The sequence below is a fragment of the Microvirga sp. BF8 genome (assembly GCF_059888585.1).
Genome location: NZ_CM187619.1, coordinates 4293772 through 4305953 on the forward strand (window position 1 = coordinate 4293772; position 12182 = coordinate 4305953).

At 66.3% G+C, this 12182-nt stretch carries 14 protein-coding genes; 6 read left to right on the forward strand and 8 right to left on the reverse strand.

The features are described 5' to 3' along the window. Genes AC522E_RS20275 through AC522E_RS20285 form a run of 3 tightly spaced genes read right to left on the reverse strand, consistent with a single transcriptional unit; the run spans position 1 to position 2446 of the window. Positions 1-561 (reverse strand): Smr/MutS family protein, encoded by a 561-nt coding sequence (locus tag AC522E_RS20275; RefSeq protein ID WP_500748026.1) that lies wholly within the window; start codon positions 559-561, stop codon positions 1-3. Then, a complete protein-coding gene (mltA, locus tag AC522E_RS20280) occupies positions 558-1676 on the reverse strand; it encodes a murein transglycosylase A (protein ID WP_500748027.1) in 1119 nt (372 codons plus the stop codon). Before mltA ends, AC522E_RS20275 begins: the two co-directional genes overlap by 4 nt. A 47-nt stretch (positions 1677-1723) precedes the next feature. After that, a complete protein-coding gene (locus tag AC522E_RS20285) occupies positions 1724-2446 on the reverse strand; it encodes a Tim44/TimA family putative adaptor protein (protein WP_500748028.1) in 723 nt (240 codons plus the stop codon). Positions 2447-2734: 288 nt separating this feature from the next. On the opposite strand from AC522E_RS20285, the gene secB reads away from it, so the two are divergent. After that, positions 2735-3232, forward strand: a complete 498-nt coding sequence (gene secB, locus AC522E_RS20290; RefSeq protein ID WP_500748029.1) for a protein-export chaperone SecB — start codon at positions 2735-2737, stop codon at positions 3230-3232. A gap of 22 nt (positions 3233-3254) precedes the next feature. On the opposite strand, the gene dnaQ is transcribed toward secB, so the two are convergent. Genes dnaQ through AC522E_RS20315 form a run of 5 tightly spaced genes read right to left on the reverse strand, consistent with a single transcriptional unit; the run spans position 3255 to position 6894 of the window. Next, positions 3255-3977, reverse strand: coding sequence for a DNA polymerase III subunit epsilon (gene dnaQ / locus AC522E_RS20295; RefSeq protein ID WP_500750787.1), 723 nt, complete (start codon positions 3975-3977; stop codon positions 3255-3257). Then, entirely contained in the window at positions 3977-4591 is a 615-nt protein-coding gene (gene coaE / locus AC522E_RS20300) for a dephospho-CoA kinase (protein WP_500748030.1), read from the reverse strand. The genes dnaQ and coaE overlap by 1 nt, the downstream gene beginning before the upstream one ends. Further along, a complete protein-coding gene (locus tag AC522E_RS20305; RefSeq protein ID WP_500748031.1) occupies positions 4588-5433 on the reverse strand; it encodes a shikimate dehydrogenase in 846 nt (281 codons plus the stop codon). The genes coaE and AC522E_RS20305 overlap by 4 nt, the downstream gene beginning before the upstream one ends. Positions 5434-5441: 8 nt before the next feature. Further along, complete coding sequence (locus AC522E_RS20310) at positions 5442-6059, reverse strand: Maf family protein (RefSeq protein ID WP_500748032.1); 618 nt, start codon at positions 6057-6059, stop codon at positions 5442-5444. A gap of 4 nt (positions 6060-6063) precedes the next feature. Beyond that, a complete protein-coding gene (locus AC522E_RS20315; protein ID WP_500748033.1) occupies positions 6064-6894 on the reverse strand; it encodes a pyruvate, water dikinase regulatory protein in 831 nt (276 codons plus the stop codon). 375 nt (positions 6895-7269) lie between these two features. On the opposite strand from AC522E_RS20315, the gene hemE reads away from it, so the two are divergent. The 5 genes from hemE (at position 7270) to AC522E_RS20340 (ending at position 12127) form a co-directional block, all read left to right on the forward strand. Next, positions 7270-8307, forward strand: coding sequence for a uroporphyrinogen decarboxylase (gene hemE, locus AC522E_RS20320; RefSeq protein WP_500748034.1), 1038 nt, complete (start codon positions 7270-7272; stop codon positions 8305-8307). Between the two features lies 1 nt (position 8308). Continuing rightward, entirely contained in the window at positions 8309-8737 is a 429-nt protein-coding gene (hemJ, locus tag AC522E_RS20325; protein WP_500748035.1) for a protoporphyrinogen oxidase HemJ, read from the forward strand. 213 nt (positions 8738-8950) lie between these two features. After that, a complete protein-coding gene (rho, locus tag AC522E_RS20330; RefSeq protein ID WP_500748036.1) occupies positions 8951-10216 on the forward strand; it encodes a transcription termination factor Rho in 1266 nt (421 codons plus the stop codon). 424 nt (positions 10217-10640) lie between these two features. Then, a complete protein-coding gene (locus AC522E_RS20335) occupies positions 10641-11231 on the forward strand; it encodes a TetR/AcrR family transcriptional regulator (RefSeq protein ID WP_500748037.1) in 591 nt (196 codons plus the stop codon). Further along, positions 11228-12127, forward strand: coding sequence for a haloalkane dehalogenase (locus tag AC522E_RS20340; protein WP_500748038.1), 900 nt, complete (start codon positions 11228-11230; stop codon positions 12125-12127). Before AC522E_RS20335 ends, AC522E_RS20340 begins: the two co-directional genes overlap by 4 nt. The last annotated feature ends 55 nt before the right edge of the window (positions 12128-12182 follow it).

The window sequence follows — 12182 nt, forward strand, 5'->3', positions numbered from 1 at the left end:
TCATCCTGCGCCTCGCCTGCGGCGAAGCCGGATATAGAGTGCACCGGATCCGCCGTGTTGGGGAGAGGCCTCCTCGAAGCCAACCACAAGAGATCTGAGGTCGGGCAGCCGCAGCCAGTGCGGCACCATCCGGCGCAGGACGCCCCGCTCCTCGAAGAGCCCGCCGGTGCTGGCGCCACCCTTGCCGGTGATGACCAGGACGAGGGAATGGCCCGAGCCCTGCGACCGGTGGAGGAAGCGCAGCAGGGCCCCGTGCGCCTCATCCTGCCGCATGCCGTGCAGATCGATGATCCCGTCCACCGCCTTCGTGCCGCGCCGCAGGGCCTGGAGTGTCTTGCGCTCCATGGGGGCGAGGGGCGGCAGCGCGGGCCGGCGGGCCGGCGCGGGAGGCGGGGCGGGCGGTTGCGGGAGAGCCTCCGCGCCGGTCTCGGTGGCCTTGACGCTGTCCTCTTCCGGCTCGGGCAGGATCTTGCCCTTCATGGGCGCGACGCCGCGGACCACGTGCGCCCAGAGCCGGCGCTCCTCGGCATTGAGCTGGCGGGAGCGACGGCGGCGGGTCATGACGAGGTTTTGGGCTGCAGAACCACGAAGCGCACCGGATGGCGCAGAAGCCCGGCGCGGGTGCCGGCTTCCGCGCCGGTGCCGACATAGAAGTCGCCCCGGGCCGGGCCGACGATGGCGGAACCGGTATCCTGGGCAATCATGAGGCGCTGGAGGGGCTCCGCGCGGTCGAGCGCCAGGGGCATCTGTCCCTCGAGCCAGAAGGGCAGGCCGTAGGCCCAGAGGGAGCGGTCGACCGCAAGGCTGCGTCCGGGGGTCAGCGGCACGCCGGCGCCGCCGATCGGACCGTCCTCCGCCGCCAGCTCGTCGGCCTCGCGGAAGAAGATGTAGGAGCGGTTCTGCCGCATGAGATCGCGGGCGGGGCCGGGATGCTCCTTCAGCCAGTCCATGAGCTTCTCCAGCGTCATGGTCTCCAGGTCCATGACGCCCTGCTGCACCAGCAGGCGGCCGATGGAGGTATAGGGCCGGCCATTGCGCCCAGCGTAGGCCACGCGCATGGACGAACCGTCGGCGAGACGGATCCGGGCCGAGCCCTGGACATGGATGATGAACGCTTCGCCCGGTTCGCGCAGGTACACGACCGGCCTTGCCCGGTCGCCGAGAGCGCCGTCCTCGATGGCGGCGCGGTCGGGATAGGGCTCGTAGCCCTTCGCCGTGCGCCGCGCCGCCTGGAAACCGGGATCGAGGCCGGGGAGGGTTTCACCCTGCGGAATCGTGACGAGATCGTCCGGCCGGGCAAGGAGGGGCACCGTATGGACGGCGTCTTTCGTCCGCGAGCCATGGAACTCGGGTTCATAATATCCGGTGAGAAAACCGGCGCCTTCCAGGGGCGCCACGGCGAAAGGCTGGAAATGCGTCTCGAAAAAGCGCCTCGCCGCGGCGGCGGGCAGGGATCCGGCCTCGAGCGCGCTGCGGCAGACGGCGACGAGAGGGGCCTGCGCCCTCTGCGCCGGGCGCAGCTCCGCCGCCTGAGCGACGAGGGTCCGGCAGGAGCGGCGGAACGTCTCGAAGGCCGCCGCATGGTCGTCCTGCGCCCAGCCCGCGAGGTCGGAAAACGCCAGAGGTTCGAGCCTCGCCTTGCCGGCGAGCTTCGGCGTGGCCTCCGGGGCAGACATGGTCAGGATCCAGCAGAACAGGCCGAGACAGAACGATCCGGCATGCCTCATTGTCCCGATTCGGTGGCAATCAGCAGCCAATTGGGATCCCGGCTTCCGAGAGTCCGCGAGAAGGTCCACACGTCGGTGACGTCGACGACCGTGTCCGGGCTCCCGTCCACCACCGCTCCCGAGGCATCGCGGGTGGCGGTGATGAGCTTCGAGAGGAAGCGCACCACGATCTGGCCCGTCTTGCCCTGGACCTCGGCGCCGGCCATCTCGGCCTTGTCGATGGAGACGAAGGTGCTCTCCACCTTCTCGCCGCGGCGCTCGCGCTCGGTGATGGCGCGCTCGAAGCCGTCGTAGACGTCCTTGGACAGGAGATCCTTGAGGGTCTTGCGGTCGCCCTGCGCAAAGGCGGTGACGATCATCTCATAGGCGGCCTTGGCGCCCTCGAGGAAGGTCCCGGCATCGAAGCTGGGCTCGGCCCGGGCGATTTCGTCGAGGCTGTTCGCCATCGGCGTCCCGGCCTCGGCATATTCTTTCCAGCGTTCGGCCGGGGGCGTCGCCGGCTCCGGCGGCCGGGCGCCGTTGGCGGGCAGACGGACCACGTTGTTGTCCTGGTCGGTCTTGGGGGCGCCGGACCGCATCGGCGCGTCGCGACGGGCGAGGGGATCGAAGGGCGGTTGTTCGTTGCCCGTCTTCTGGCCCAGCACCGATCTCAGGCGCCAGACCACGAAGACTGCGAGTACGATGAATATGAGGGTCGTGATGTCGAAGGAATCCTGCATCGTCGATCCGTTGAGGGCCTGCCCGCTCAGCTTGTTATACCCGGCTTGTCTTTTCCAGGCTCATGTCCCCGCCGAACGAAGGGACATCCTTCGCATATGGGGTCAGAGGGTCGTAACATCCACCTCCCGATGGGACAAGCAGCCTCAAACAGCTCAAACTTGTTCGTGAGAGTGAAGCATGGTAGCGCGAAGATCCACGGCCCGCTGGCGATCTGGCGCTTTCGTGAAGCGCATCCTGTGGGTTCAACCGACAAATCTCGCCGACTCTTCTCTTGGGAGCATCACAACATGGCCGACAACCCGGCAAACAACGGAGCGCAGGACGGCAGCATGCCCTCGCTCAACGCGCTCGCCCAGTACTGCAAGGATTTCTCCTTCGAGAACCCGAACGCGCCGCGCTCCCTTCAACCCCAGAACGAAGGCCCGCAGATCAACCTGCAGGTGAACGTCAACGCCAAGCAGCTCGCGGAAGCCGATTTCGAGGTCGACCTGACCCTCGAAGGCGACGCCAAGGTCGGCGGCAAGGACGTGCTCTTCGCCTTCGAGCTGACCTATTCCGGCGTGTTCCGGGTGCAGAACATCCCGCAGGACCAGATCCATCCCGTGGTGATGATCGAGTGCCCGCGCCTGCTGTTCCCCTTCGCCCGGCAGATCGTCGCCGAGGCCGTGCGCAACGGCGGCTTCCCGCCCCTCTATATCGATCCGATCGACTTCGTGGCGCTCTATCGCCAGCGCGCCGCCGAGGTCCAGGCCCAGGGCCAGGCGGGCGGCCAGATCCTTTCCTAAGGGAAGGGCGCCCGGACCCCGCCTATTCGGCGGGAGCCTCGTCGAGGTAGTCCCGCCAGAGCGGCGTTCCGCCCAGGGTCTTGATAAAGGCCTCGTGGGCCGCTCGTTCCGCATCGGTGAGACGCAGAATCGTGGTTCGCGGCCGTGCCTCCCGGGGCGCGGCCGCTCCCGTTCTGGGGTCGAAGCCGAAGCGCCCCGCGGCCGGCTGCATGTCGAGATCGAACCCGACCTGCTTGCCGCCGATCAGCTCGATATAGACCTCGGCCAGGATTTCCGCGTCGAGCAGCGCCCCGTGCTTGGTGCGCTTGGAATTGTCGATGCCGTAGCGGGAACAGAGTGCGTCGAGATTGTTGGCAGCGCCGGGATGCTTCCGTCGCGCCATCGACAGGGTATCGATCGCGTCGGCCAGGGAGAAGGGCCTGTGGCCGGTCCGCGAGAGCTCGGCGTTGAGGAAGCCGACATCGAAGGCGGCGTTGTGGATCACCAGGCGCCCGTCACCCACGAATTCCATGAATTCCTCGACGATGGCGGCAAAAACCGGCTTGTCGGCGAGAAACTGGTCGCTCAGCCCATGGACCGCGAAGGCGCCTTCCGACATCGCCCGCTCGGGATTGATATAGACATGGTAGAAGCGGCCTGTCGGGATGTGGTTGAACAGCTCGACGCAGCCGATCTCGACGACCCGGTCGCCCTTGGCGGGATCGGTGCCGGTGGTTTCCGTATCCAGAACGATTTCACGCACGATCAAAACTCCGCTCGGCGCCGGACGCGCCCCGGCCTGCCGGCGAGGCAGGCCAGGATAGCCCGGACCTGGGCCTCGGCCGAAGCGAAGCCGCGGCCGGTATCAACAAGGAAATGGGCTCTCGCCCGTTTTTCGGAATCGGGCATCTGCCTTGCCAGGATCGCGTTAAATTTCTCCTCCGTCATTCCGGGCCGGGACAGGACCCGCTCGCGCTGGACCGCGGCCGGGGCCGTGACGACCACGACCGCATCGCAGCGGCCCTCGCCTCCGGTCTCGAACAGGAGCGGGATGTCGAGCACCGCGACCGGCGTCAGGGGCGAGATTCTCTCGAAGAAGGCTTCCTCCTCCTCCCGCACCAGGGGATGGACGATGGCCTCGAGCTCCTTCATCCGCGCCGGATCGTCGAGCACCGCGGCGGCGAGGCGGGCGCGATCGACGATGCCATCGACCACCGTCCCGGGAAAGGCCTTCCCGATCAGCGGCGCGGCGCGACCGCGATAGAGCGCATGGACGGCGGCATCCGCGTCGTGCACCGGCGCGGCGAGCTTCCGGAAGAGGGCGGCCGTGGCCGATTTGCCCATCCCGATGGAGCCGGTCAGTCCCAGGACAAAGGTCATCTCTTCTCCTCGAGGTCGGCCACGATCAGGGCCCGCAGGGCGGGCGTGACGGCGGGCGTGACACCGAACCAGCGGGCAAAGCCGGGCACGGCCTGATGGAGCAGCATCCCGAGCCCGTCGACGACGCGCAATCCCCGCGCCCGGGCGGCGGCGAGAAGCGGCGTCATCAGGGGAACATAGACGATATCCGCCACCGCGGCGCCGGGGCGGGCCGCAGCCAGATCGAGGTCGAGGGGCGGCTGTCCCGCCATGCCGAGAGAGGTGGTGTTGACGATGAGATCGCAGGTGCCGATGGCGCCGGCGATCCTCTCCCAGGGCAGGGCTTCGAGCGCGACGCCGCCTCCGGCGAGGTCCCGGACCAGCTCCTCGGCCTTGGAGAGGGTGCGGTTCGCGACCAGGATTCGCCCGACCGGCCGATCCTGCAGCCCGGCGACGATGGCCCGCGCCGCGCCGCCGGCGCCGATGACGAGGGCGGTGTCCACAGCCTGCTCCCAGCCTTTCCCCAGGCTCTGGTCGAGATGGGCCATGAAGCCGAGCACGTCCGTATTGTCGCCCCAGACGAGGCCATCCTCCACCCATAAAGTATTGACGGCCTTCAGCCTTTCGGCCCGCTCGGTCCTGCGGTCGACCGCGAGATAGGCGGCTTCCTTGTGCGGGAGCGTGACATTTCCACCGGCGAAGCCCCGGGCGGCAAAGCTGCGCACGAAGGCCGGAAACTCGGCCGGGGTCACGTCGAGGCGTTCATAGGAGCCCTCGAGCCCGTGCGCCGCGATCCAGTGATTGTGGATCAGCGGCGAGCGTGAATGCCTGATCGGATGTCCGACGATGAAGGCCTTGGTCATGAACGTCCTCAAAACGACAGATGCCCGCGACGCCGCAGCGCCGCGAGGAGGGGGATCAGGGGCAGTCCCAGGATGGTCGAGTGATCGCCTTCCACGCTTTCGAACAGATGGATGCCGAGACCCTCGAGCTGATAGGCGCCGACGCTGAGCCACACCTCCGGTCCGGCGAGATCGAGATAGCGGTCGATGGCGTTTCCGTCCAAACCGCGCATGACGAGGCGGGCACTGTCGAGGATGGTTTCGACGACCATGCCGTTCTGCGCCAGCACCGCCGCGGAATGGAGGGCATGGGATCGCCCCGCGAGGCGCTCCAGATGCTCACGGGCCGCCGTCCGGTCGGCCGGCTTGTGAAGGACCTCGCCCTCGCAGTCGAGCACCTGATCCGCGCCGAGCACCAGGCGGTCCGGGTTCCGCCGGCTGACGGCGAGGGCCTTCTCCGCGGCGAGGCGGAGTGCGAGTTGGGGCGGACCGAGCTTTTCCGTGCGCGCCGCCGTTTCGACGGCGCGTTCGTCGACCTCGGGGTTCTGGGTCTCGACCGGCAGGCCGGCGCCGACGAGAAGCAGCAATCTCGTCCGGCTCGTCGAGGCGAGAAGCAGCGGCGAATCTGCGATCCAGGGAGATGCCATCGGGCTATTCCGCGATGAAGCGCAGACGATGGTCGCGGTAAAGGTCGAGGATCGCCGCGGCGGTCTCCTCGATGGAGCGCCGCGTCACGTCGATGGTCGGCCAGTTGTGGCGGGCGAAGAGCCGGCGCGAGGCCGCGATCTCCTCCGCCACCGCATCCCGGTCCACATAGGCGGTGTCATCGTCGGCATTGAGGCTGAGGAGCCGGTTCTGCCGGATCTGCACGATGCGTTCCGGCGTCGCCACGAGACCGACGATGAGCGGTTTGCGCGTCGATTCCAGGACCTGGGGCGGCGGCACGCCGGGGACGAGCGGCACGTTGGCGGTCTTCATGCCGCGATTGGCGAGATAGATCGCCGTCGGGGTCTTCGAGGTGCGGCTGACGCCGAGCAGGATCACGTCCGCCTCCTCCAGGTCGTGGGGCAGGTGCCCGTCGTCGTGGAGGAGGGTGAAGTTCATGGCATCGATGCGCTTGAAATACTCCGCGTTGAGCATGTGCTGCGCCCCGGGACGCGCGGTGGAATGGGCACCGAGATAGGATTGCAGCAGGGCATGGACCGGCGCGAGCACGGAGAGGTGAGGCGATCCGGTGGTGCGGCAGACCTCCTCGAGACGGCCCGCCAGGTCCTGCTCGACGAGGGTGTAGAGGACGATGCCGGGCGCGGCTTCGATCTCGGACAGGACCCGCTCCAGCTGCGTGTTGGAGCGCACGAGGGGATAGACGTGCTCGATTGCAGCGATGCCCTCGTATTGCGCCACCGCGGCACGCGCGACGGTGATCAGGGTCTCGCCGGTGGAATCGGAGACGAGGTGGAGATGGAAGTAGCTGCGTCCCACAGGAGCCTCCGGATAAGGAGTCGATGAGTGTGGATAGTTCGCGCGGCTTCCAAGGTCCAGCACGGGGGCCTGTGGGTTATCGCTCCGATCGTCAACAGCGCTCCTGAATGTGGGGTCCCGGAATCGGAGTCATGGGAGAATCCGGCACGAATCACCCATGGCCGATGCCTCCGGACGACCGGCAATCCCGTTAGGGATCTGTTAAGCTTTAAGAATTCGGAAAGGATTGTGGCGGCTCTGCCCCACTCGTAAACGGATCGTTAACGCCAGCGCCCATGTGGACCGCTTGTGGACGGGCTTGCGGCTTTACGATTCACGGCCCAAGAGAAACAACAGATTCTCGATTCAAAGAATTTAAGTAGTTAGAGAGGTCTTGTGAGCGAGCGTCCCACCAAACCGATTCTGCGTGTTCTCGACGGCGAGCCGGTCTGGCCTCTGCCGGTCTGGATCATGCGCCAGGCCGGTCGCTATCTGCCGGAGTACCGCGAGACCCGAAAACAGGCGGGCTCCTTCCTCGACCTCTGCTACACGCCGAAGCTCGCCGAGGAGGTGACCCTTCAGCCGATCCGCCGCTTCGGCTTCGACGCCGCCATCCTGTTCTCCGACATCCTCGTCATTCCCCATGCTCTCGGCCAGGATGTGCGCTTCGTCGAGAACGAGGGGCCGAAGCTTGACCCGGTCACCTCTGCCGCCGATCTCGCCCGGCTCGCCGAGGAGCTCCCCCTGGACCGTCTCTCGCCGGTCTTCGAGACCCTCGACCGGCTCGGCAAGTCCCTGCCGAAGGAGACGACCCTCCTCGGCTTCTGCGGCGCGCCCTTCACGGTGGCGAGCTACATGATCGCCGGCAAGGGCACTCCGGACCAGGCGCCGGCGCGACTGACCGCCTATCGCGACCCGGACTTCATGGACCGGCTCATCGACATCCTGGTTCGCGCCTCCACCGCCTATCTCATCCGCCAGGTCGATGCCGGCGCCGAAGCGGTGCAGATCTTCGAGAGCTTCGGCTCCGCCCTTCCTCCGGCGCTCTTCGACCGGCTCTCCCTCGACCCGATCCGCCGGATGGTCACAGGGCTGAAGGAGGCGCGGCCGGATGCGAAGACCATCGTCTTCGTCCGTGGAGGAGGCGCCCATCTCCACCGCTTCGCCGCGGCCGGGGTGGGGGATGCGCTCGCCCTCGACTGGACCCTCGATCCGGCCCTGGTGCTGCCCCAGCTTCCCGGAGGGGTGGCGACCCAGGGAAACCTCGACCCCCTGGCCCTCGTGGCCGGCGGAGATCCGTTGCGCCAGGGGATCGATCATATCCTCTCGGCCGTGCGCGGCCGCCCGCACATCTTCAATCTCGGGCACGGGATCGTTCCCGAAACCCCGATCGATCACGTGTCGCAGCTGATCGCCCGCGTCCGGGGAGCCTGACATGGAATATTATTTCTGGATCAAGGCATGTCACGTGATCGCCGTCATCAGCTGGATGGCGGGAATGCTCTATCTGCCGCGCCTGTTCGTCTACCACAGCGAGACCCAGAAGGGATCGATCCAGTCGGAAACCTTCAAGATCATGGAGCGGCGCCTGCTCAAGGCGATCATCAATCCGGCCATGATCGCGACCTGGATCCTCGGGCTGATCCTGGTCTGGCAGGGCGGCTGGTACACCGCCGGCTGGTTCCACGCCAAGTTCCTGCTGGTGCTGATCCTCTCCGGGGTCCACGGCTTCCTGTCGAAGACGGTCAAGGTCTTCGCCGCCGACAAGAACGTGCGTCCGGCGAAATTCTACCGTATGATTAACGAGGTTCCGACGGTCCTGATGATCGTCATCGTCATCCTCGTCATCGTGAAGCCGTTTTAAATCTTCCGGTCTAGTCCGTCGTGGGGCTTGAGACCCGGCCGGAAAAGAGGTAGAGAAGAGTTCTCTTCCCCTCAAGACAGGTTGCGCCGCACCGGGCCTCAAGGCTCTTCAAGTCACACTTCGTGAACTGGGCGGCCCTGTCGAACGTTCCCCTTAATCTCCCGCGCGGTCACGTGTCCTGGCCGCGAAATCCTACCGTGAGAGTGTTCCCCGATGAGGGAAATCAAACTTCAAGACCTGAAATCCAAGACCCCGACCGAGTTGATCGCCTTCGCCGAGGAGCTCGAGGTCGAGAACGCGAGCACCATGCGCAAGCAGGAGCTCATGTTCGCCATCCTCAAGCAGCTCGCCGCCCGCGATGTCGAGATCATCGGCGCTGGCGTCGTCGAGGTGCTCCAGGACGGCTTCGGCTTCCTGCGCTCGGCCGATTCGAACTACCTGCCGGGCCCGGACGACATCTATGTCTCCCCGTCGCAGATCCGCCGCTTCGGCCTGCGCACCGGCGACACGGTGGACGGCCCGATCCGCGGCCCCAAGGAGGGCGAGCGCTATTTCGCGCTGCTCAAGGTCAACACCATCAATTTCGAGGATCCCGAGAAGATCCGGCACAAGGTCCATTTCGACAACCTGACGCCGCTCTTCCCCTCCGAGCGCTTCAAGCTCGAGATCGACGATCCGACCCGCAAGGATTATTCCTCCCGCGTCATCGACATTGTCTCGCCCATCGGCAAGGGCCAGCGCGCCCTGATCGTCGCGCCGCCGCGCACCGGTAAGACGGTGCTGATGCAGAACGTGGCGCAATCGATCACCACCAACCATCCGGAATGCTACCTGATCGTGCTGCTCATCGACGAGCGGCCGGAGGAAGTGACCGACATGCAGCGCTCGGTGAAGGGCGAGGTCGTCGCCTCCACCTTCGACGAGCCCGCCTCCCGTCACGTGCAGGTGGCCGAAATGGTGATCGAGAAGGCCAAGCGCCTCGTGGAGCACGGCCGCGACGTGGTCATCCTGCTCGATTCGATCACCCGCCTCGGCCGTGCCTACAACACGGTGGTGCCGTCGTCCGGCAAGGTGCTGACCGGCGGTGTCGACGCCAACGCCCTGCAGCGTCCGAAGCGCTTCTTCGGCGCAGCGCGCAACATCGAGGAGGGGGGCTCGCTCACCATCATCGCGACGGCGCTCATCGATACCGGCTCGCGCATGGACGAGGTGATCTTCGAAGAGTTCAAGGGCACCGGCAACTCGGAAATCATCCTTGACCGCAAGGTCGCCGACAAGCGCACCTTCCCGGCCATCGACATCACCCGCTCCGGCACCCGCAAGGAAGAACTGCTGGTTCCCGCCGACACGCTCAAGAAGATGTATGTGCTCCGCCGCATCCTCAATCCGATGGGCACGGTGGACGCCATCGAGTTCCTGCTCGACAAGCTCCGGCAGACCAAGTCCAACGCCGAGTTCTTCGAATCCATGAATACCTGACAGAGCGTCGGGACTGATTCCGAGAGCCCCATCCTCGACCCCGAGGGTGGGGCTTTTTTCGTTCGGGCTGGAGTTCGCCTTTGGTTCGGCGGCCGTCACAGGCGCACGACCCCGAGAAGCGCCAGCACCACGAGGGTCAGGACAGCGGAGATCAGGAGCGATCCCAGGCAGCCGAGGCGGTTCGAGAAAAACAGAAACATCGCCGGTTCCCTCCTGTCCCCATGGCCGGAGCCTCAGCCCGGCGTCGCGGGAACGGGCATGTTGCCATGCCATTGCGCGACTTGGGGAGATTTGCGCCTGGAGGCTTGCCATTTCAGGCTGGCGGGGCGTTGTCTCAGCCTGTGTCTTGTGCGTTGGCTTCGAGCTGTCGACATGCCCCGGTGACGGGGCTTGATTTTAATACGTTCGTACGTATTATGCCGCAATGGCAAAGCGATCTCTCCGTGAAGACATTCTCGACGCCGGTCTGCGCGTCATGTTCCGCCAGGGCTACAACGGCTCCGGGATCCGCGACATCGTTGCCGAGGCCAACGCTCCGCAAGGCTCCTTCACCAACCATTTCCGGTCGAAGGAGGCTTTCGCGGAGGAGGTGCTCGAACGCTATTTCGCGCATGTCCGCGGTCTTGTGGCGCAAGCCCTGGAGAACCGCGGCCTCCCACCTCGCGACCGGCTCCGGCATTACCTCGACCTTATCACCAGTCGTCTCGAGGCGGACGAGTACAGCCGGGGCTGCCTGATCGGTGACCTCAGCCTCGAAGCGTCCTCCCACAGCGAGAGGCTGCGGCTGCGCCTGGACGAGATTTTCCGCGAATGGCGCTCTCCCTTCGCCGCCTGCATCGCCGAAGCCCAGGCCTCGGGGGACCTCGTTTCGACCATTCCGCCCGAGGATCTCGCGGAATTCCTTCTCGCTTCGTGGCAGGGCGCGATCCTGCGCATGAAAGTCGAGCGGAGCCCGGCGGCCCTCGAGCGCTTCAAATCCATCGCGTTCCAGACCGTGTTCAAGGAGCCGACATGACCGACATCACGCTGCCCCGCCTCCCGACCCTGGATTCGTATATGGCCTTCCGGGAAGCGGGATCCATCGAGGCGCCGGCCGTGCTGTTCCTGCACGGCAACCCGACCTCTTCCTTCATCTGGCGCGACATCATTCCCCATGTCGCCCCGGTGGCGCGCTGCATCGCGCCCGATCTCATCGGGTTCGGCCAGTCCGGCAAGCCCGCCATCGCGTACCGGTTCATCGACCATGTGCGCTATCTCGATGCTTTCATCGCAGCAGCCGGGATCGAATCGGCCTATCTGGTGGCCCAGGACTGGGGAACCGCCCTGGCCTTTCATCTGGCGGCGCGCCGGCCCGAGATGATCCGCGGCCTCGCCTTCATGGAGTTCATCCGCCCCATGGCGGGCTGGGACGATTTCCATCAGGTTCCGGCGGCGCGCGAGACCTTCCGGAAATTTCGGACCCCGGGGGAGGGCGAAAGAATGATCCTGGAGGACAACGCCTTCGTCGAGCGCATTCTGCCCGGATCGGTCAAGCGCCGCCTGAGCGAAGCCGAAATGGCGGCTTACCGCGAACCTTTCCCCGACTCCGCCTCCCGCGTCCCGACCTGGCGGCTGCCGAACGAGCTGCCGATCGCGGGCACGCCGGCCGACGTCCATGCCCTGCTGACGGAGGCTCACGACGCGCTGGCGGCGTCCGCCTACCCGAAGCTCCTTTTCGTGGGTGATCCGGGAGCTCTGGTCTCCCCGTCCTTCGCGGCGTCCTTCGCGGCCCGCCTGAAGCGCTGCGATCTGATTCATCTCGGGCCCGGCGCCCACTACCTTCAGGAGGATCACCCCGAGCCGATCGGCCGCTCTGTCGCCGATTTCATCCGTCGCTGCGAGTCTGTCCCGCCGGTCGTCCAGGCGGCTTGACGGCCGGGATGGTCAATGCCCGCGACCGTCGCCTGCGGGCTCCGGCCGTCGGAGG

Coding starts and splice junctions, on each gene's coding strand:
- AC522E_RS20275 (WP_500748026.1), bottom strand. CDS start 561: ATGACCCGCCGCCGTCGCTCCCGCCAGCTCAATGCCGAGGAGCGCCGG.
- mltA (WP_500748027.1), bottom strand. CDS start 1,676: ATGTCTGCCCCGGAGGCCACGCCGAAGCTCGCCGGCAAGGCGAGGCTC.
- AC522E_RS20285 (WP_500748028.1), bottom strand. CDS start 2,446: ATGCAGGATTCCTTCGACATCACGACCCTCATATTCATCGTACTCGCA.
- secB (WP_500748029.1), top strand. CDS start 2,735: ATGGCCGACAACCCGGCAAACAACGGAGCGCAGGACGGCAGCATGCCC.
- coaE (WP_500748030.1), bottom strand. CDS start 4,591: ATGACCTTTGTCCTGGGACTGACCGGCTCCATCGGGATGGGCAAATCG.
- AC522E_RS20305 (WP_500748031.1), bottom strand. CDS start 5,433: ATGACCAAGGCCTTCATCGTCGGACATCCGATCAGGCATTCACGCTCG.
- AC522E_RS20310 (WP_500748032.1), bottom strand. CDS start 6,059: ATGGCATCTCCCTGGATCGCAGATTCGCCGCTGCTTCTCGCCTCGACG.
- hemJ (WP_500748035.1), top strand. CDS start 8,309: ATGGAATATTATTTCTGGATCAAGGCATGTCACGTGATCGCCGTCATC.
- rho (WP_500748036.1), top strand. CDS start 8,951: ATGAGGGAAATCAAACTTCAAGACCTGAAATCCAAGACCCCGACCGAG.
- AC522E_RS20335 (WP_500748037.1), top strand. CDS start 10,641: ATGGCAAAGCGATCTCTCCGTGAAGACATTCTCGACGCCGGTCTGCGC.
- AC522E_RS20340 (WP_500748038.1), top strand. CDS start 11,228: ATGACCGACATCACGCTGCCCCGCCTCCCGACCCTGGATTCGTATATG.